The organism is Labrys wisconsinensis, assembly GCF_030814995.1.
Classification (GTDB): domain Bacteria; phylum Pseudomonadota; class Alphaproteobacteria; order Rhizobiales; family Labraceae; genus Labrys; species Labrys wisconsinensis.
In genome coordinates, this window is record NZ_JAUSVX010000002.1 from 684,471 (window position 1) to 703,767 (window position 19,297).

Genomic DNA, 19,297 nt, shown 5'->3' on the forward strand with positions numbered 1-19,297 from the left:
TGCCGGCATGGCAAAGCCCAGACACCCGCGCAGCCGCGCGCACGGCCTGCCGCCGGCCGCCATGGTCCGGCGCGCCCTGCCCTCGCGCATCGATCCGGCCCAGCCGGCGCTCGCGCTCGATCCGATGCCGACGCGGATCGAGCCTTGCCTGGCGCTGCTGGCGCCGAAGCTGCCGACGGGGGCCGATTGGGCCTATGAGGTCAAGCTCGACGGGTACAGGCTCGCCGTGCATGTCGAGCCCAGCGGCGTGCGGCTGCTGACGCGCGCCGGCCACGACTGGACGCATCGCTTCCCGGCCATCGCCGATGCGGCGCGCGCCCTCGGCCCCGCCACGCTGATCCTCGACGGCGAGGCCGTGGTTCTGGACGGCGAGGGCCGTTCCGATTTCGGCCTGCTGCAACGGGCGCTCGGCGGCGGTGGCGGCACGCGCGCCGCCGTCGAGGCGGTCCTCTACGCCTTCGACCTGCTGTATGCGGACGGACGCGACATCGGCCGCATGCCTCTCGCCGAGCGCCGGCAGATGCTGGAGACGATCGTGCCCGCCGGCGGCTCGGGGGCGATCCGCCTGTCCGAGGAGATCGCCGCCGGGGGCGAGGCGCTTCTGCGCGCCGCCTGCAAGCAGGGGCTCGAAGGCGTCGTCGCCAAGCATCGCGACCGCCCCTATCGCAGCGGCCGGCACGACGACTGGCTGAAGGTCAAATGCGCGCAGTCCGACAGCTTCGCGGTGATCGGCTACGAGCCCTCGGCCACGCTTCCCGGCGCCATCGACAGCCTGGTGCTCGCGGCGCGGCGCGGCGACGCGCTGGTCCATGTCGGCGAGGTCGGCATCGGCTTCACCCAGCTTTCGGCCTGGGCGCTGCGCGAGGAGCTGGACCGGATCCGCACCGGCAAGCCGCAACTGCCGATCAAGGACAGACGCATCGTCTGGGTGAAGCCCGTCCGGGTCGCCGAGATCGAGCATCGCGGGTGGACGAAGGACGGGACGCTCCGGCACCCCTCGTTCAAGGGCCTGCGCGACGAGGCGGACGCGGCCGGGGTGTGCCGGATCGACGCGTGAACACCCTCCACGTTGCCCGCTGACATTCGCCGCGGCGGCCATCGATCCCGCGGTCGTCGCGGACCGCTTCTTCTCCCTGCTGGTGCCGGCGGTCAGCAACGCCGTGGCTGCCTGAGGGCGCGCGGCGACGGCGCCCGACGACCAGCTCTCGAACCGCGGCGGCATCTAGTGCGCGCCGCCGGTCGAGAAGGCGCTTGACGAAGCGCCGGCGACGCGCTCGATCGTGCTCGACGGGTCCGGACGGCGGACCGTCGGGAGAGCGGACCGGGCATGGCGGACGGCGCCGGACAGGACGAGACCGCGGCCATGATCCGCATCCCAGGCGGCAGCTTCCGCATGGGCTCGGACAGCCACTATGCCGAGGAGGCGCCGGCCCACCGCGTCACGGTCGACGGCTTCTGGATCGACGCCGCGCCCGTCACCAACCGGCAGTTCCGTGCCTTCGTCGCGGCGACGGGCCATGTCACCTCCGCCGAGATCGCGCCGGACCCGAAGGACTATCCCGGGGCGCTGCCGCACCTGCTGCGGGCGGGCTCGCTGGTGTTCAACCCGCCCTCCCACGCCGTCGGCCTCGACGACTGGTCGCAGTGGTGGACGTTCAAGGTCGGCGCCCACTGGCGCAAGCCCTACGGTTCCGGCTCCTCGATCAAGGGCCTCGACGACCATCCCGTGGTGCATGTCGCCTATCGCGATGCCGAGGCCTATGCCGCCTGGGCCGGCAAGGCGCTGCCGACCGAGGCGGAATGGGAGTTCGCCGCCCGTGGCGGGCTGGAGGGCGCCGAGTTCGCCTGGGGCGACGAGTTCACGCCGGCGGGGCGGCACATGGCCAACACCTGGCAGGGCGCGTTCCCGCACGAGAACAGCCGGGAGGACGGCTATGCCCGCACCTCGCCGGTCACCGCCTTTCCCCCGAACGGCTACGGCGTCCTCGACATGATCGGCAATGCCTGGGAATGGACCAGCGACTGGTGGTCGGCCCGCCACCCCGCCGACGCGCCCAAGGCCTGCTGCGTGCCGGTGAACCCGCGCGGCGGGTCGGAAGCGGCGAGCTACGATCCCGGCCAGCCCGCCATCCGCATCCCGCGCAGGGTGCTGAAGGGCGGCTCGCACCTCTGCGCGCCGGGCTATTGCCGCCGCTATCGTCCGGCGGCCCGCCATGCCGAGGCCGTCGACACCTCGACCAGCCATATCGGCTTTCGCTGCGTGGTGCGCGATGGCGCGGCGGGCCGGTAGGGGCCCGGTCCGGCGGGTGGTGCCGCATGCCGCCGCCGGGCCACGGCGGGATTGGCGAGACGCAACCCTTGCGATAGCGTCCTTCCCATCGCCGCGTTCGGCGATCGAGAAAGAACATGGCGTTGTGGTCGGCCGAGATCCGGGGCATCGAGGATCTGAACCAGGCAGTCGCCGGGGCGGATCTCGAAATCGTGCCGCTCGCCCCAGGCCCCTTGCAGGGGCGCCTGTTCCACGCGCCGATCGATACGGTTTGCCTCAGCGCCGGCGAATTCGGCTCCAGCATCCGGGCACGCGGGCTGATGAACGCCGAGCAGGTCACCATCGGCATGATGCTGGAGACCGATGGCTGCTGGCAATGGTCCTGGGACACGCGTCCGGGCGACGCCGTGCTGTTCCCCAGCGGCTCGGAGCAGGAGGGGCGCTTCATCGGCCGCTCGGCCTATGCCACCGTCTCCCTCCCGGTCGACCGGCTTGCCGCGCTGTTCGCCACCGAGCCGGACCTCGGCGATCCCGCCTTCTGGTCGCGGATCCGCCATTGCCGCCCACCCATCGAGGTGCAGGCGCACACGGCCCGGATCGTCGGCCGGATGGTCGCCGCGGTGCGAGGCGGCGCCGCGGACCTCCCCGGCCGCGGCGCGGCCCTGTTCGGGCGTGCGATCGTCGAGGCGTTCGCCACCGGCATCCTGATGCAGCAGCCCGAGCGCGGCGGCGAATATCCCGAGAGCCGGCTGATCCGCTCGGTGGAGGACCTCGTGCGGGCGCGCAGCGCCGAGCCTCTGCACATCTCGCAGATCTGCGCCGAACTCGGCGTATCGCGCCGTTCGCTCCAGCGCGCTTTTGCCCGCACCCTCGGCATCGGACCGGCGACCTATCTGCGCAACCGTCGCCTCGGCCAGGTCCGGACCGCGCTGCAGCGAGGCGACGGGAAGGGGCGCAGCATTGCCAGCCTCGCCTTCGACCACGGCTTCTGGGACTCCGGCCGCTTCGCCCGGGCCTATCGCGCCATGTTCGGCGAAATGCCTTCGGAGACCCGGGCCCTCCGGCAGAGGTCGGCCGCGGGGCTGGCCGTCTGACCGGCGGGCATGCCGATCGCGCATGGCGACGGCACGAAGTCCGACAAGGTGCCTGCACTTTGCCGGCGCGATGCCTATCTGTCGGGATGCCGGCCGCAGCCGTCCCGTGCCGATCGCCATCTCATCGGAGCTCCCCGCCTTGCCCACGCTGTTCGATCCGATCCGCCTCGGCGCGATCCTCGCCCGCAACCGCATCCTGATGGCGCCGCTCACCCGTGGGCGCGGCACCATGGATCACGTGCCGACCTCGATGATGATCGACTATTACCGCCAGCGGGCCGGCGCCGGCCTGATCCTCACGGAAGCGACCGGGATCAGCGCGCAGGGCCTGGGCTGGCCCCACGCGCCGGGGATCTGGAGCGCGGCGCAGGTCGAGGCATGGCGGCCGATCACCGCCGCCGTGCACCAGGCCGGCGGGCTGATCTTCTCGCAGCTCTGGCACATGGGGCGGCTGGTGCATCCCAGCCTGCCCGGCCGCGGGCAGCCGATCTCCTCCTCGGCCACCACCATGACCGGTCTGGCGCGGACCTATGAGGGCAAGCAGCCGCATGTCCAGGCACGGGCGATGACGGCCGAGGACATCCGCAGCGTCCTCGGCGACTACCGGACCGCCGCGCTCAACGCCCGCGCCGCCGGCTTCGATGGCGTCGAGATCCATGCGGCGAACGGCTATCTCATCGACCAGTTCCTGCGCGACAACGCCAATTTCCGCGACGACGCCTATGGCGGCTCGATCGAGAACCGCATCCGCTTCCTCATCGAGGTGACCGAGACCGTCGTCGAGGCCGTCGGCGCCGACCGCACCGCGGTGCGCCTCTCCCCGAACGAGGAGCGCCAGGGTGTCAACGACAGCAATCCCGGCCCGCTGTTCGAGGCGGCGGCCACGGCCCTGTCCAAGCTCGGCATCGCCTTCCTGGAGGTGCGCGAGCCCGGCTTCGAGGGCACCAACGGCCGGGCCGAGCGGCCGCCGATCGCCCCGCGCATGCACGCCGCCTTCGACGGCCCCTTCGTGCTCAACTCCGACTATGACGGCGCCAGGGCGCAGGCGGCGCTCGATGCCGGCGAGGCCGACGCCGTCTCCTTCGGCCGCCCCTTCATCGCCAATCCCGACCTGCCGGCGCGCCTCGCGAAGGGCATGCCGCTGGCGGCGGACGAGATGGCAACGTGGTACGAGGGCGGCAAGCGCGGCTATATCGACTATGGAACGGCGACGTGATGGGCTCAGTCAGCGGTCAGCGAGACCCGTCTCGTCCCCTCCCGTCATCGAAGCACTCCTTCGCCATCTGCTCCTCGAAAACCTCGAACCGGGTCGTCCCCTCGATCGGTGCAACCGAACTCGGCCAATCGGTCTCGATCCAGACGACACCCCGGCCGCTCGCGTCGTGGCCTCGGGATGTAACGTGGCAGGGCAATTCGCCCGGTTGGGGATAGCAACTGTCCCGCCCCAGCTCCGCCGTCGTCACATAGGGCACCTTCACCAGAAGACGCCAAGTCGTGCCAAACCGGTCATCGAAACGACATTCGACGAAACCCGGTTGATAGTCGTCGACCCACCCCGCAATCGAGACTTTGATCAGATCGTCGGGACCGGACACGGAAGCGCTCAGCTCGCGCCGAGGCGCGCCAGCACCTCGCCCGGAATGCCGTAGTCGCGGATGGTCTGCGCCGTGTTGCGCAGGCCGAGCAGCTCGCGCTGGATGAAATAGGCATGCACCGCCCACGCGGCCGCCGAGAGCAGCGCCTTGCGCTCCTCCGCCGGCCCGTCGAAGCCGCGCAGGGCCGCGATCGCGGTCTCGACCTTGCGTCCGGCATGGCCGAGGCTCGCGGCCTGCTCGGCACGCACCTCATGGCCGAGGACGTCGAAGCCGGTCTCGACGGGCGAGGCGCGGCCGATCGTGCTGGGTGGGCGGACTGTCATGCCAGAGCCATGGTCGCGCCGTCGCCGGCGCGGCGCAACCGGGAACAGCGGCGGCGATGTGGCGCAGGCTTCAGATGCGGCCGAACTCGGCGAGGAGATCTTCCACGGTCTTGCCCTTGGCCACCCATTCGCGGGTGCCCTGCTCCCGCTCGGCCTGCTCGCGGGCGAGCTCGACCACCTCCTCGGCCTTGCCGAGCGGCACCACCGCGATGCCGATGGTGTCGGCGACGATGAAGTCGCCGGGATGGACGAGGATGCCGCCGCAGGCGACCGGCACGTTGATGGAGAGCTCCTCCTTGCGGCCGGAGAACATGGTGTGGGTGCCGCGGGCGGTGATGGCGCGGGTCCAGATCGGCCAGCCGATATCCTCCAGCTCGTCGATATCGCGCCCGGCGCCGTCGACGATCATGCCGCGGATGCCGCGGTTCCTGGCGAGGCCGCCCATCAGGCCGCCGCAGACCGAGGTCTCGGTGTCGCCGCCGGCATCGACCACGATGATGTCGCCGGCCTGGCCCATCTCCAGGGCTTTCAGCGGGTCGACCAGGTCGCCCTTGGAGAGCTGCACGGTGAGCGCCTGGCCCACGGCCTTGGCCTTGAAGGGCGGCTTGATCGCCGAGCTCATCACGCCGGTGCGGTACATGACATCGGCGAAGACGCAGGAGGCGGAGTAGCATCTGGCCACCGCGTCGAACCTTGAGAGCAGGTCCGGACGTCGTTCGAAATCGGCGAAGGTCTTGAGCATGGTCTTGTCCAAATGAAGCTGAGTGAGAGGCCCGTTCCGCTAGGCGAGGGCAAGGGAGACGCCGCCTGATGCCACCGTGTTGACGGGGTTGAGCGGCCGCTCGTCGGTGAGGACGCGCCGCACCTCGGAGGCCGCGATCTCGCGGGCGAGCCGGATGGACTGCTCGGAGTAATAGGCCGCGTGCGGCGTGACGATCACGGCGGGATGGCTGAACAGCGGGTTGTCCGCCGGATTCCAGGAGGCCCGCTTCGCCGGCTCCTCCTCCGGATCGTCGAGCCCGGCGCCGGCGACGCGGCCCTCCAGCAGCGCCGCATGCAGCGCCGCGTTGTCGATGGTCGGGCCGCGGCCGGTGTTGACGATGATGACGCCGGGCTTCATCAGGCCGAACTCCCGGGACCCGAGGAAATGCCGGGTCTCGGCCGTCATCGGCACCTGCATCATGATGACGTCGGCCCTGGCCAGCAGCTCGTCCTTGCCGACCTTCACGGCGCCGTGCTCGGCGATGGCCGCATCCGGCAGATAGGGATCGTAGACGATCCGCTCCACCCCGAAGGCGCGGGCGCGGGCGCCGATGGCCTGGCCGATCTTGCCGAAGGAGACGATGCCCATGGTCTGGCCGCGCAGCCGGTGGACCGGCGCGCCGGACTGCCAGCGCCAGATGCCTTCGTGCGTCGCCCGGTCGTATTGGAACAGCTTGCGGGCAAGGGCCATCCACAGGGCGACGGCGTGGTCGGCCACCTCCTCGGTGCAGTAGTCGCGCACGTTGGTGACCTGGATGTTGCGCGCCGTCGCCGCGTCGACGTCGACGATGTCGACGCCGATGCCGTAGCGGGCGATCACCCTGCAGCGGGTCATGGCGGCGATGGTCCGGGCGCCGACGCGGGCATATTGGTTCATGATGGCGTCGCAGTCGGCGGCATCAGCGAGGAGGTCGTCCTCGCGCCTGGCCTGCAGCGCCACGACCTCGGCGCCGATCGGCTCGAGGATGGCGCGCTCGATGTCGGTGTCGCCGTAGTCGAAATCGGTGATGACGACCTTGAAGCGGCGAGCGGCCCCCTGCGCGTCAGACATAGGCGCCGGCCGAGTAGGTCAGCTCGTAGCTGTGGCTGTAGATCTCGACGATGTTGCCGAACGGATCCTCGCAATAGATCATCCGGTAGGGCTTCTGGCCGGGATAGTAGCTGCGCACCTGCTGCATGCGCTGGCGCCCGCCATAGTGTTCGATCAGCCTGATGCGGCCCTCCAGGTCGGGATCCTGGACGCAGAGGTGGAACAGGCCCGGGCGCCAATATTCGAAGGGGCGGCGCTCCGGTTCGGTCTTCGGAAACTCGAACAGCTCGAAGCCGATGCCGTCGGCGGTGGCGAGATGGGCGATGCGGAAGGAGCCCCAGCCCTCTCCGAACACGTCGTCGCACATCTGGCCGATGGCGCTGTCGTCGTGGTTGACGGTGGTCGGTCCCATGATCACGTAGAGGCCGAGGGCCTTGGAGTAGAACTCCACCCCCTTCTCGAGGTCGGGCACGGTGATGCCGACATGGCTGAAGCTGACGGGTGCGGTCATGGCACGCTCCTTGAGGACCGGACGGGAAGGATGAGGGTGGCGAGGCGCCCGATCTCGGCGCGCCACATGTCGATGCCGACCGCGAGCAGAATGATCGCCCCGGTGATGACGTTCTGGGCGGAGGTCGGCACCGCGTTAAGGTTGAGGCCGTTCTGGACGATGACGATGGTCATGGCGCCGATCACGGTGTTGAGGATGTTGCCGCGCCCGCCGGCGAGGCTCGCCCCGCCGATGACGGCGGCCGCGATGGCCGAGAGCTCCAGGCCGACGCCGTAATTGGGCGAGCCGGAGTTGAGCCGCGCCGCCATCAGGATCGCGCCGATCGCCGCGGTCAGCCCGGCGAGGGTGAAGGCGACGAGCTGGATGCGCCTGACGTCGATGCCGGAGAGCCGCGCCGCGTTGGGGTTGCCGCCGACGGCGTAGATGGACCGGCCGAGCGCCGTCCAGCGCAGGAAGCAGAAGGCGAGCGCATAGAGGGCCGCGAGGTAGAACAGCGGCAGGGGCACGCCCGCGAGCCTGCCATAGAACAGGGGCTCCAGCAGCGGCGAGGCCTGGAACACCGGCGAGCCGTTGTTGAACATGAAGGCGAGGCCGCGGAACATCGACAGCCCGGCCAGGGTGACGATGAAGGAGGGAATGCGCAGATAGGCCGCCATGAGGCCGTTCAGGGCGCCGAGGCCGATGCCGATGGCGAGCGTCATCACGATCGCCACCGGGAACGGCACGCCCCAGAGCTTGACGGCGGAGGCGAAGACCACCGTCATCAGCGCGATCATCGAGCCTGGTGACAGGTCGATGCCGCCGGTGAAGATGACGATGGTCGAGCCGATGGCGAGGATGGCGACGATCGACACCTGCAGGATCAGGTTCGACAGGTTGCCCCAGGCGAGGAAGTTGGCGGTGGTCGCGGCGACGAGCAGCGCCACCAGGATCATGGCCGAGAGCGGGCCGGTGATCTCGCGAAGGATCGAGTGTCTCATGCGGCTGTCTCCGTCGCCGAAGCCTGGACGAGATCGGTTTTTGCGAGGGTGCCGGCCTCGCGCACGGCCACGAGGCGGCCATGGCTCATCAGGCCGATGCGGTCCGACATGGCGATCAGCTCGTCATGGTCCGACGAGATCAGGATCACCGCCTTGCCCGCGGCGGTGAGGCGGTTGATCAGGCGGTAGACCGCGATCTTGGCGCCGATGTCGATGCCTTGCGTCGGCTCGTCGAGGATGAAGAGCTCGGCGCCGGCGAACAGCCAGCGGGCGATGACCACCTTCTGCTGGTTGCCGCCGGAGAGGAGGCCGACCTCCTTCTCCGCCGCCGCCGGTGTGATCTCCAGATCCCGGATCAGGCCGCCGCCGGCCCGCGCCTCGCGCGCCAGGCTGATCAGGCCGTGGCGGCCGAGCTTGTCGAGACCCGCCGCCGTGATGTTGGGAAAGCCGGCGAAGTTGAAGAACAGGCCGTCGAACTTGCGGTTCTCCGGCACCAGGGCGAGGCCGGCCGCAACCGCCTGGCGCGGCGAGCGGAAGGCGACGCGCCGGCCTTTCCAGACGATCTCGCCGGCGGTCAGCCGGTCGACGCCGAACAGGGCACGGGCAACCTCGGTCCGCCCGGAGCCCAGCACGCCGCCGAGGCCGAAGACCTCGCCGCGCCGCACCTCGAAGGAGACGTCGCGGACGCGGTTGGCGGTGGCGATGCCGCGCACGCCGAGGAGGGTCTCGCCGGGCGGCACCCGCTCCTTGGGATAGTGCTCGCCGACCCTGCCGACCATGGTCTCGACGATGAAGGGGATATCGACGCGGGACTGCTCCGCCGATGAGGCGACCTTGCCATCCTTCATGACGGTCACCACGTCGACGAGGCCGACGACCTCGTCCAGCCGGTGGGAGATGTAGAGGATCGTCACGCCGCGGTCCTTCAGCCGGCGCAACAATATATGAAGCCGGCTAATTTCATCCAGGCCGAGCGCGGTGGTCGGCTCGTCGAGGATCAGCATGGACGCGTCCGAGGCGAGCGCCTTGGCGATCTCGACCAGCTGCTGCTCAGCCACCGAGAGGGTCGACACCACCCGGTCGGGATCGATGGCGACGTCCATCTCCGCCAGCACGCGAGTGGCATTGGCGCGCATCGCCGCCCAGTCGACGCGCCCTCCGTGCCTGAGCCAGCGGCCGAGGCCGCGCTCTGGCCAGCGGCCGAGATGGACGTTCTCGGCCACGGTGAGGGTCGGCACCAGCGAGAATTCCTGGAACACGGTGGCGATCCCGGCTTCGCGCGCCGCGATCGGGCTCGCCAGCACCACCGGCTCGCCCCGCCGCAGGATCCGGCCGGCATCGGGCTGGTGGGCACCGGACAGAACCTTGATCAGGGTCGACTTGCCCGAGCCGTTCTCGCCCATCAGGCCATGGATCTCGCCGGGATGGAGCCGGAGCGAGACATGGTCGTTGGCGACGACGCCGGGATAGCGCTTGACGATATCGGCCAGTTCCCAGACGGGGCGGCGCTCGCTCATCGGCAATGGTCCTGGCGGGGCGGGGGCAGCCCCCTCCCCGGCACGCTGGGTCAGTAGGAACGGCTCGGCTTGGGATAGAGCCGGTCGGCGGCCTGGAGCACCGGCAGGACGGTGTCCTTGTCGACGATGTTCTCCGGCGTCTCGACGAAGCCGCCGGGGAACTTGCCGTTGAGCACGTCCAGCGTGACGTCGAAGGCGATCTCGCCCATGACGAAGGGCGTGGTGTTCACCGTCGCCGTCACCGTGCCGGCCTGGATCTCCTCCAGCGCGGCCGTGTCGCCGTCATTGCCGAGCAGGGTCAGGCCGGAGCGGCCGAGCGACTTGGCCGCCAGCGCCGCGCCCATGATCATGTAGTCGTTGGCGGCGAACACCACGTCGACGTCGGGATTGGCCTGCAGCAGGTCCATCGCCGCGGTGTTGCCGCCCTCGACGTTCCAGCCGCCGGGGATCGAGGCCTTGACGGTGATGCCGGGCGTGCCCTTGACCGCGTCGAGGAAGCCGCCGACCCGCTCGGTCGAATGGTAGCCGGGCTGCCCTTCGATCACGGCGACGGTGGCCGGCTTGCCGGCGAGCTTCTTCAGGAGATAGTCGCCGATCAGATGCGTTCCCTTGCGCTGGGAATAGCCGACCACGGCATGGACCGGGGTCGGGAAAGCGGCGATGTCGGAATTGACGACGATGACCGCGATGCCCTTGTCGACCGCCAGCTTGACCAGTGGGGCGGCCGCCGCCTCGTCATGGGTGGAGAGGATGATGGCGTCGACCTTGCGGGTGATGGCGTCCTGGATCATGCCCATCTGGCCGTTGATGTCGGCGCCCGACTGCGGCGCCAGCATGAAGGTGTCGACCCCGGCCTTGGCCGCCCTCGCCTTGATGCCCTCGCCGATGGCGATGTAGTAGTTGAACTCCGTCGCTGGCGGCATGTAGGCGATGGTGATCTTGGCCGTCGGCTTGAACGCCTTGGTATCGGCCTGTGAGCCCTGGGCGAGCGGCACGGGGGCGGGATAGTCCGCGGCGGCAGCCGCGCCGGCCATGCCGAGCATGGCTGCGCCCAGCATCAGGGCGATGCTGCGCCGGTCGAAGATGGTCGTCATGCTCTTTCCTCCCTGTTCGGCGGCACGCGCCGTGTCGTTCAGCCCGCGAAGGGCGTGTCGGCCACGCCGCGCACGCCCGGCACGGCGATGAAGAGGCTGCCGGCGGCCGGCTGGCGCGCCAGGTCCTCGCCGGCGAGGCCGAGCCGGGACGTGGTGATGTAGAGGGTGGCGAGATCCGGGCCGCCGAAGGCGCAGCAGGTCGGGCGGGCGACGGGCAGCTCGATCACCGCGGCGAGGCGACCCTCCGGTGACCAGCGCTCCACCCGTCCGCCGTCCCAGACTGCGTTCCAGATAAAGCCCTCGGCATCGACGCAGGACCCGTCCGGCACGCCCTGCCCTGCCCGCTCGACCAGGGTCCGGCGCTGCCCGGGCGTGCCCGCTGCCTGGTCATAGGCGAAGGCCTCGATCCGCCGGGTCAGCGAATCGGCGAAATAGAGCGTGGAGCCATCCGGCGAGAAGCAGGTCGAGTTGGCGCAGGCGACGCCGTCGAACAGCGTGGTCACGACGCCATCGGCGTCGACCCGCGCCACCGAGGAGACCGGCCGGCCGTCCCGCTCGTCCATGCCGCCGAGGACGAAGCGGCCCTGCCGATCGGTGCGGCCGTCGTTGAGGCGCGTCTGCGGCAAGTCCGGCTCGAAGGCGGCGAGGTCCTCGCGTCGCCCGGTGTCCAGGTCGAGGAAGGCGATTCCTTCCGCAAAACCCGCCAGGATCCCGGTCGGGGCACGGCCGGCGCGCGGGGCAAAGCAGCAGACGCGGCCGGGCACGGCATAGGAGCGCGTCGCGCCGGTGGCGGGATCGAGGCTCCAGACGCGCTCGCCATGAATGTCGGTCCACATCACCAGCCCGTGCTCGGCGGACCAGAGCACCCCTTCGCCGTGCTGATTGGCGCAATCGACGAGCAGCCTCGCCTGCATCCGCTTTCCCCCTTCACAGCCGCACGCGCTGTGGCGTGCATTGGTATCTGGTGTACCAGACAGCAGGTATCTCGACAAGCGCGTTGTGTTGGACTACGCCTGTGCATGGGTTTCGGGGGAGAGGTTCGGCCATGCGTCCCATTCAGCGTCCTCGCTCGCTGGCCTCGACGGTGCTCGACCAGCTGCGCGCCTCCATCGTCCGCGGCGACTTCGAGCTCGGCGCCCCGCTCTCCGAGCGCCAGCTCTCGGAAAGCCTCGGCGTCTCCAAGACGCCGGTGCGCGAGGCCCTGGCCCAGCTCAAGATGGAAGGGCTGGTCAAGATCTTCCCGCAGCGCGGGGCCTTCGTCTTCTCGCTGTCGGCGCGCGAGGTGATCGACCTGTGCGAATTGCGTCTGACGCTGGAGACCGCGGCGCTGCGCCTCGCCTTCGCCCGCCAGCGCAAGCCCCTGACCGACGGCCTCGCCAAGGTGACCGCGCGCATGCGCAAGGCCAAGGCCGACAACGACCTGCGCACCTATCTCGCCGCCGACACGGCCTTTCACGAAGTCCTGTTCGAGAGCTGCGGCAACCCGCTCTTCGCCGAGGCCTATGGCATGCATTCCGGCAAGATCGCCGCCCTGCGCAACCATCTGGCGGCCAAGCCGCGCCATACCGACCTTTCCTTTACCGAGCATGTCGAGATGGTCGATCTTCTCGTCCGCGGCGAGATCGAGCAGGCCCTCGCCGTGCTGGAGACCCATATCGGCCGGACCCGGGCGACCTATGCCGCCTGGATCGAGGACATCGCCGCCGCCGACCGCCGCCAGGAGACGGCGGCGAGGCTGCGGCAGGGCGACGCGTCGGAGGACTGACGGCGGCAAGCGTTCTCAGTCGGCGCCGTGCCGCAGCCGCCCTGGGCGCGATGTTCATGGGATCGGCCGGTATAGCCGTCGCATCCATCACCACGGGCAAGACCGGTGACAGATCTCGCAAGACGATCCGGCGACTGCCGTCGCGGCTGCTCCGCCGCTTCCTCCCTGCAGCCAAGCCGCCCGCTCGGCAGCGCGACGACCGGCAAGATGCTGGAATCCCGGATCGATCTCGGCCTATGGTGCGAAGCGGGGCATGCGACCGGCGGAGAATTAGCTCAGAATTAGAACTTCGACTGTGCCAGGGAACAATTCGAAAAGACATGATTCTCGTCGGATCTATGCCTATGTCGGCGATTTCCTTTGCAGAGCAGCCCCGATACGACCACATCTCTTCAGGCGGGGGGAAGAACAGATACGGCAGCGAGGTTTCACGAACCCGTCATTGCAGCCGGCTACCCCACCGTCTCGCTCGGGGGCGCGAGACGGGGATCACCCATGAAGAGGTTCGGACGGATCTTGGCTGCCGGCGCCGTTGCGGCCGGCACGGTTGCAGCGGCATCCGGTGCGGTGGCCGCGCCCTACCAGCACGTGCTGCTGATCAGCATCGACGGGCTGCATGCCCTCGACTTCGCCAATTATGTCGCCGCCCACCCCGCGAGCACCCTGGCGGCCCTGCAGCGCACCGGGATCTTCTATCCCAACGCCCTCACCTCGGCGCCATCCGATTCCTTCCCGGGCCTGGTGGCCCAGGTCACCGGCGGCACGCCGAAGTCGACCGGCGTGTTCTACGACGACAGCTACGACCGCACCTATTTCGCGCCGGGCTCGGGCTGCAAGGGCGATCCGGGCACGGAGGTCTCCTTCGCCGAGAACGTCGACGTGGATTCGACCCGGCTCGACGGCGGCGGCAAGCCGGGCGACGCGCGCAGCCAGATCGACGCCGCCAAGCTTCCCCAGGCGCTGGTCGACGGCAAGTGCGTCACGATCTATCCGCACGATTTCGTGCGCGTGAACAACATCTTCGAGATCGTCAAGCAGCATGGCGGGCGCACCGCCTGGTCGGACAAGCATCCCGCCTATGAATGGCTCAACGGCCCCTCCGGCAGTGGCCTCGACGATTTCTACGCCCTGGAGCAGGACAGCCTGATCCCCGGCACCAAGGTGAAGACGACCGGCAGCTTCAAGGCGCAGCGCGACTTCGACGAAGCGCGCGTCAAGGTGCTGCTCAACGAGATCAAGGGCCTGGACAGCACCGGCGCCCACGCCGCCCCCGTTCCGGCCCTGTTCGGCATGAACTTCCAGGCGGTGAGCGTCGGCCAGAAGCTGCCGAAGTCCGGCCCGGGCGACGAGCCGAACCTCGCCGGCGGCTATGCCGACGCCGGCGGCACGCCGAACAGCGGCCTCGCGGCGCAGCTCGCCTATGTCGACGGCGCGCTCGGCGAGATCGTCGGCGCGCTCAAGGACAATCACCTCGCCGACGCGACGCTCGTCATCCTGGCCTCCAAGCACGGCCAGTCGCCGATCGATCCCGCCACGTTCCAGGCGCTCGACGATGATCCCTACACCAAGACGCCGGGCTATGGCTTCCATATCGCCGACGACGCCTCGCTGATCTGGCTGAAGCCGCAGGATCGCGCGGCCAAGCTGGCTGCTGCCCAGGACTATCTGAAGAGCCAGATCAAGGCCTTCGGCATCGGCCAGATCCAGACGCCGGGCGCCCTCGCCCTCGCCTATCAGGACCCGGCAAAGGACTCCCGCACGCCGGACTTCATCGTCACCGTCAATCCCGGCGTGGTCTACACCTCCGGCTCCAAGATCGCCGAGCACGGCGGCGCCAACTGGAACGACCGCAACGTCGCCCTGCTGGTCAGCAGCCCCGCGCTCGCCGGCCGGACGGTTCCTGCCCTGGTGCAGACGACGCAGGTCGCCCCCACCATCCTGCGCGCCCTCGGCTATGATCCGCAGGAGCTGCAGGCGGTGAAGCAGGAGGGAACCCAGGACCTGCCCGCCCTGCCGTTCTGAGGCGGCGGACCTTCGGCAGAGTGATGACACGCCGGCGCCGGGCAGCCCCAACAGGGCCGCCCGGCATCACTTTTTCGCGGGCGAGGCCGTTGGTGCGGCTGCAACCCACGAACCGGGACAGGTCCACACGCCGGTCGTGCCGACGGCGTCGGGACACCAGCCCTGGAGGGATTGAGCATAGGCGTCGGCGGTCATGGGCGAGATCTCGCGGGCTGGCCGCAAAGCCTGATCGCGCTGCTCCGCCGTCGCGAACAGCGCAACAGGGCGGTACCAGCCCTGCCTGAGATAGACGCGCAGGCCGGCAGCCGCAAAGCCGGCAGCGCCGGCCTGGTCGACCAACGCCCGGGCGGCGGTTAGATCACGGCTGCCGCCCAGGACGATCGCGAAGCCGCCGTCGGGCACGGCCCCGCCGGTCGTTGCTGCGGAAGGCGCGTCATCGAGCGGCTGCACCGCGAGGACAGCCGATCGGGGATGGATCGGCAGCGACGAGAGCGGCAGGGCTGCGACGACACCGGCCCGGTCGAGATCGACGACACGCAGCCGACCGCCGCTGTCGGCTGCGGCGATGAAGCCGCCGTCCGGGGAGATCGCCATGCGATGGATCACGTCGCCGGCCCCGGGGAGGACGTAGTTGGCGCCGGTTTCCGTCGTCGGCACGACTCGGATGCCACCATCCGCTTCGGCCGCGACGACGAAGCTGCCGTCGGCGGCCAGCTCCGCCTGGGTGGCTTCGATCTCGGGATGAAAGGGCTCCAGCACGAATTGGCCGGCGTCCCCCGGTGACAGGCGCGAAAGATGCAGCCGCCCCGACGGTTCGCGCAGCAGCAGCGTCGAGCCGTCGGCCGAGAGGCGCAGCCCGTCCTCGGCCAGCGCCGGCATGAGCCCGGCCGCCTTGTCGTCCGCCCGCTCCGTCCAGGCGCTGAGGGTGCCGTCGGCATCACGCAGGGCGATGCGGCTGCCATCCCCGCTGACGGCGATCTCGGCGATCGCCGCCGCGCCGCCGGTGGCGACGGTCGCGATGGAACGGCCGGTGCCGGTGTCGAGCACCTCGAACGCATTGCCTGTCGCCGGGCGCACCGCGCGGCTGCCGTCGCCGCTGAACCGCACGAAGCCGTTGGGCAGGCTCGGCGGCTTGTCGACGAGCGTGCGCAGGCTGCGGGCCGACAGCACCTTGAACCCGCCGTCGCCGAGGCGGGTCGGCGTGCCTGCGACCAGAATGCGCAGCCCGTCCGCGGAATAGACGAGGCGTTGCGCCCAGACGCCGCTGACCGAGGCGAGAGGGACGCCGGTCACTGCATCGAGGATCAGCAACGCGCCGTCGCTGGTCGCCACGGCCAGCATGGTGCCAGCCGGGCTGAGAGCGGCCGACGTGATCGGGGTTGCGAACACATGCGTCCGCCCGATCCGCTGCCGCGAGGCGACGTTGAAGACCTCGAGCTGATCGAGCCCGTCCCGCGTCGACCAGACGGCCGCGCGAGTGATGGTCGGATCGATGGTCACGCCGGTCCCGGGAGCGGAAAGGTCGACGCCGAAATCCAGCGTCTCCTCCTCCCGCGGCACCCAATCGGGGGAGAAGAGGATCCCCGTCGTGCGCGGCGGCGCCACGAGCAGAAGCCGCAGGGCATCGACACGGATGGCGGCAGCCCGCTCGTTGCCGTTCGCGGTGTCTCCGCCGGAGCCCGACGGCTGAGTGAGATCGATCGACGCCGCCGGCTGACCAGCCCCACCGAGCCTGTAGAGGATGTCGTTCCCGGCATCGTTGCGCAGCACGAGCTTGCTGCCGTCGTCGCTCATCGCCAGCAGCCGCGCCCATGGCGAGGCCGGTGCGGGCTCGTCGCGGGTCCAGGTCCGGCCCGGAACGATCACCGGCCGCCGGCTCAGAGTCCACGGATTGCCCTGCAGGAGCTTCCAGGTCAGCAGCGATCCGTCCGCTGCCGCCGTGGCGAAGTCGGCCGAGGCGAAGACATCTGGAGACGCGGCGACGGCGAGGGCGGCCACCGCCACATCGTGTCCGGCCGAGCGCGCAACGAACGGAGCGCCACTGCCGCCACCGACGGGCCGGGATGCATCGATGGCGAAGACCCCGCCGGCCCCGTCTCCCCCGACCACGGCGGATGTGCCCGGCAGCGCCGCCACGGCCCGGGCGTCGCGGATGTCGGCGATCGGGCCGACCTCGCTCGCCTGCCCGCTCGGCGGAAGGCGCCACCGGACCAGAGCGACCCCATCCGGCGCCGGAGCCTTGCTCTGCTGTGCCTTCGGATCCGCCTCGGCCTGCGCCGATCGTCCGGCGACCAGGCTGAAGCCGGCGTCGGCCGTTGCGGCGAACAGGCCGCCATCGACCGGGATCGAGCCGAGGCGGACAGGCGCCGGCCCGCCCGGCTGCGCCGCACGGCGATCGCGCACGACCAGGCGGGGGTAGGAGTACTGCGTCGGTCCGCCCCCTTGCGCCTGTGAGATCGCCATGGCGAAGCCCAGGACCTCGGCGCCGGGCGTCCCTGGCGCTCCGGCCTGCGTGCCCGTCGCCGCGGTGCCGATTTCGCCCCGGCCGAAGGCTCCCTCACGCCCGATCCTGTAGAACCCGCCGGACTGGGTGCCGACGAACAGCGGTCCCTGCGTCCCGGGTGCCCAGGCCAGGGCCGTCACCGGGTCGGGCGTGCCATCCGGACGGACGAGGCGTGCGTCGAAGGCGCGCTGCGCACCGCCGACATAGGTCCTCACGCCGTAGGCGATGGCTGCCGGGATGAGGACGAACGCGGCGATCAGGACGATCGCGATGGTCCAGGGCCGGCTGGGCCGCCGCCGAGCGGATTTGCCTCTCTCGGACGAGGGTACGGTTGCGCTGGTCATGCCGGCGCTCCCGCGCGCCGGCTTCGCCGGCCGATGAGCATCAGCGCGACGGCGGCTGCCACGGTGGCGGCGCCGTAGCAGAGCAGCGGCAGCCAGGCGCCCGTCGCCGGCGTGCTCGTGTCCGAGGCCGGCCAGATCCACCAGGCCACGGCGCACCACAGCAGAACGGGCAGCACGACGCGGCACCGGCTCGCCGCCAGGTCGAGGAAGCGCTCGCGGAACACGGTCCGGAACGCGACATTGCGCAGGGACGGCGCGAGATCGTCGGCTGCGCGCCCCGTCAGCTCGGCCATGACCGCGTCGGGCGGCACGTCGAGGCCGCGGGCCTCGGGTCGCCAGATCGGCAGCCGCGCCGCCGCGGCGGGTGTCGCCTGCCGCGAGAACGGCGGCTCGCCGTTCAGCATGGTGTCCACCGCCGCCCGCGCCCACTCGCGCGCGGTGACCGGCAGGGCGTCGAACAGGGCCCGGCGCAGCCAGGGCGGCATCCGTCCGAGGCGGAACCAGGGCAGCAGCGTCAGGCGCGCCAGCAGCGCTTCGTCATAGAGCGGCATCCGCATCGGCCCCAGCGGCACGGCGATCTTCAGCCCGAGATAGAGCGTGATGTCGAAGCGCAGCTGCGGATAGGCGGCGCAGGCCGCGAGCCAGAGGAAGCCGCGCGGGCCGAGCCAGCCGCGCAGCGCCTCGACCAGGGCCTGCGTGTCAGCGGGCGGCAGCGGTGCGTCCGAGCGCAGCATGGGGTCGTCGAAACGCACCGGGTCGGGCCGGGGCGCGACGTCGTCGGGACCGATCAGCCGGTCCATTGCTTCCAGCCAGGCGACGAGACGGGTGGGAAAGCCCGCCTCGTCGTCCGCGGCCGCCGGCGGCAGTCGCGGCGGCCGACTCGGGCGCTCGCCGAAGGCGAGGGCGAGATCGCGGAACCCGTCCGGCGTGGCGCGTCCCACCAGCGCCCCGAGCGCTTGCGCCAGGTTCAGCTCGCGTTCGCCCCACTCCGCCATCGGTGTCGGCGTCAGCAGCATGCGCGCGGGCCAGGCGGCAAGCTCGTCGGTCAGCGAACGCCGCGGACGCTGGGTGAAGAAGTCGACGAGCTCGGCGCCGTCCGTGACGAGCACGAGGCGCGCCTCGGCGTGGCGCTCGCGCAGCCCTCTCAGGCCGATGCCGGCTTGCGGCGTCGCCGCATCGTCGTCACCCGGCCGACGCGGGATCAGGCGGCTCGGGTCGGGATCGTAGTCGTAGACGGTCAGGGCGAGACCGCCCCGAGACAGGGCGTCGATGAAGCGGCTGACGCGGTCGCGCTCGACATCGTCGCGCCGCAGCCGCGAGACCAGGAAGACATATTCGGCGCTGCGCGGCCGGCGCAGCGGGACGGCCGTCAGGAAGCCGCCCCGAGCCAGCGTGGCGCGGATGCTGCGCTCGACGTTCATGCGCCGGCTCGAGCCCGGCTCTCGCCAGGAGATCTGCCGGGCCAGCTTGCGCTGCGGCGGCGGCGTG

At 70.5% G+C, this 19,297-nt stretch carries 16 protein-coding genes; 6 read left to right on the forward strand and 10 right to left on the reverse strand.

Annotated features, from left to right (window positions below):
* The first annotated feature begins 7 nt into the window (after positions 1–7).
* From ligD to QO011_RS09680, 4 genes are all read left to right on the forward strand, one after another.
* Positions 8–1,057: a non-homologous end-joining DNA ligase gene (gene ligD, locus QO011_RS09665; RefSeq protein ID WP_370881931.1), complete on the forward strand. Its 1,050-nt coding sequence runs from the start codon at positions 8–10 to the stop codon at positions 1,055–1,057.
* A 270-nt stretch (positions 1,058–1,327) separates the two neighbouring features.
* Entirely contained in the window at positions 1,328–2,290 is a 963-nt protein-coding gene (locus QO011_RS09670; protein WP_307270780.1) for a formylglycine-generating enzyme family protein, read from the forward strand.
* Between the two features lie 116 nt (positions 2,291–2,406).
* The gene (locus tag QO011_RS09675) at positions 2,407–3,363 is read left to right on the forward strand and encodes a helix-turn-helix transcriptional regulator (protein ID WP_307270781.1); all 957 of its coding nucleotides are present in this window, start codon (positions 2,407–2,409) and stop codon (positions 3,361–3,363) included.
* A gap of 139 nt (positions 3,364–3,502) precedes the next feature.
* Positions 3,503–4,579 carry an alkene reductase gene (locus tag QO011_RS09680; RefSeq protein ID WP_307270782.1) on the forward strand — a complete coding sequence of 359 codons (1,077 nt, stop codon included), beginning with the start codon at positions 3,503–3,505 and terminating at the stop codon, positions 4,577–4,579.
* Between the two features lie 16 nt (positions 4,580–4,595).
* On the opposite strand, the gene QO011_RS09685 is transcribed toward QO011_RS09680, so the two are convergent.
* From QO011_RS09685 to QO011_RS09725, 9 genes are all read right to left on the reverse strand, one after another.
* Positions 4,596–4,958, reverse strand: a complete 363-nt coding sequence (locus QO011_RS09685; protein ID WP_307270785.1) for a hypothetical protein — start codon at positions 4,956–4,958, stop codon at positions 4,596–4,598.
* 8 nt (positions 4,959–4,966) lie between these two features.
* Positions 4,967–5,281 (reverse strand): DUF6665 family protein, encoded by a 315-nt coding sequence (locus QO011_RS09690; protein ID WP_307270786.1) that lies wholly within the window; start codon positions 5,279–5,281, stop codon positions 4,967–4,969.
* Positions 5,282–5,351: 70 nt separating this feature from the next.
* A complete protein-coding gene (locus QO011_RS09695; RefSeq protein WP_307270789.1) occupies positions 5,352–6,023 on the reverse strand; it encodes an RraA family protein in 672 nt (223 codons plus the stop codon).
* Positions 6,024–6,062: 39 nt separating this feature from the next.
* Complete coding sequence (locus tag QO011_RS09700) at positions 6,063–7,094, reverse strand: C-terminal binding protein (protein WP_307270792.1); 1,032 nt, start codon at positions 7,092–7,094, stop codon at positions 6,063–6,065.
* Positions 7,087–7,584 carry a lactoylglutathione lyase family protein gene (locus tag QO011_RS09705; protein WP_307270795.1) on the reverse strand — a complete coding sequence of 166 codons (498 nt, stop codon included), beginning with the start codon at positions 7,582–7,584 and terminating at the stop codon, positions 7,087–7,089. The genes QO011_RS09700 and QO011_RS09705 overlap by 8 nt, the downstream gene beginning before the upstream one ends.
* Complete coding sequence (locus QO011_RS09710; protein ID WP_307270797.1) at positions 7,581–8,564, reverse strand: ABC transporter permease; 984 nt, start codon at positions 8,562–8,564, stop codon at positions 7,581–7,583. Before QO011_RS09710 ends, QO011_RS09705 begins: the two co-directional genes overlap by 4 nt.
* Complete coding sequence (locus QO011_RS09715) at positions 8,561–10,081, reverse strand: sugar ABC transporter ATP-binding protein (protein WP_307270800.1); 1,521 nt, start codon at positions 10,079–10,081, stop codon at positions 8,561–8,563. Before QO011_RS09715 ends, QO011_RS09710 begins: the two co-directional genes overlap by 4 nt.
* 50 nt (positions 10,082–10,131) lie before the next feature.
* Positions 10,132–11,175 carry a sugar ABC transporter substrate-binding protein gene (locus tag QO011_RS09720; protein WP_307270803.1) on the reverse strand — a complete coding sequence of 348 codons (1,044 nt, stop codon included), beginning with the start codon at positions 11,173–11,175 and terminating at the stop codon, positions 10,132–10,134.
* A gap of 38 nt (positions 11,176–11,213) precedes the next feature.
* Positions 11,214–12,089 carry an SMP-30/gluconolactonase/LRE family protein gene (locus QO011_RS09725; RefSeq protein WP_307270805.1) on the reverse strand — a complete coding sequence of 292 codons (876 nt, stop codon included), beginning with the start codon at positions 12,087–12,089 and terminating at the stop codon, positions 11,214–11,216.
* Between the two features lie 131 nt (positions 12,090–12,220).
* Here QO011_RS09725 and QO011_RS09730 point away from each other — a divergent pair, with 131 nt between their 5' ends.
* Together QO011_RS09730 and QO011_RS09735 are read left to right on the forward strand one after the other, a co-directional pair.
* The gene (locus tag QO011_RS09730; protein ID WP_307270807.1) at positions 12,221–12,940 is read left to right on the forward strand and encodes a GntR family transcriptional regulator; all 720 of its coding nucleotides are present in this window, start codon (positions 12,221–12,223) and stop codon (positions 12,938–12,940) included.
* 495 nt (positions 12,941–13,435) lie between these two features.
* Positions 13,436–14,962, forward strand: a complete 1,527-nt coding sequence (locus QO011_RS09735) for an alkaline phosphatase family protein (protein WP_307270810.1) — start codon at positions 13,436–13,438, stop codon at positions 14,960–14,962.
* Between the two features lie 66 nt (positions 14,963–15,028).
* On the opposite strand, the gene QO011_RS09740 is transcribed toward QO011_RS09735, so the two are convergent.
* Complete coding sequence (locus QO011_RS09740) at positions 15,029–17,950, reverse strand: WD40 repeat domain-containing protein (RefSeq protein WP_307270812.1); 2,922 nt, start codon at positions 17,948–17,950, stop codon at positions 15,029–15,031.
* Positions 17,951–19,297 lie beyond the last annotated feature (1,347 nt).

Coding starts and splice junctions, on each gene's coding strand:
- ligD (WP_370881931.1), top strand. CDS start 8: ATGGCAAAGCCCAGACACCCGCGCAGCCGCGCGCACGGCCTGCCGCCG.
- QO011_RS09670 (WP_307270780.1), top strand. CDS start 1,328: ATGGCGGACGGCGCCGGACAGGACGAGACCGCGGCCATGATCCGCATC.
- QO011_RS09675 (WP_307270781.1), top strand. CDS start 2,407: ATGGCGTTGTGGTCGGCCGAGATCCGGGGCATCGAGGATCTGAACCAG.
- QO011_RS09690 (WP_307270786.1), bottom strand. CDS start 5,281: ATGACAGTCCGCCCACCCAGCACGATCGGCCGCGCCTCGCCCGTCGAG.
- QO011_RS09695 (WP_307270789.1), bottom strand. CDS start 6,023: ATGCTCAAGACCTTCGCCGATTTCGAACGACGTCCGGACCTGCTCTCA.
- QO011_RS09700 (WP_307270792.1), bottom strand. CDS start 7,094: ATGTCTGACGCGCAGGGGGCCGCTCGCCGCTTCAAGGTCGTCATCACC.
- QO011_RS09705 (WP_307270795.1), bottom strand. CDS start 7,584: ATGACCGCACCCGTCAGCTTCAGCCATGTCGGCATCACCGTGCCCGAC.
- QO011_RS09710 (WP_307270797.1), bottom strand. CDS start 8,564: ATGAGACACTCGATCCTTCGCGAGATCACCGGCCCGCTCTCGGCCATG.
- QO011_RS09715 (WP_307270800.1), bottom strand. CDS start 10,081: ATGAGCGAGCGCCGCCCCGTCTGGGAACTGGCCGATATCGTCAAGCGC.
- QO011_RS09720 (WP_307270803.1), bottom strand. CDS start 11,175: ATGACGACCATCTTCGACCGGCGCAGCATCGCCCTGATGCTGGGCGCA.
- QO011_RS09725 (WP_307270805.1), bottom strand. CDS start 12,089: ATGCAGGCGAGGCTGCTCGTCGATTGCGCCAATCAGCACGGCGAAGGG.
- QO011_RS09730 (WP_307270807.1), top strand. CDS start 12,221: ATGCGTCCCATTCAGCGTCCTCGCTCGCTGGCCTCGACGGTGCTCGAC.
- QO011_RS09735 (WP_307270810.1), top strand. CDS start 13,436: ATGAAGAGGTTCGGACGGATCTTGGCTGCCGGCGCCGTTGCGGCCGGC.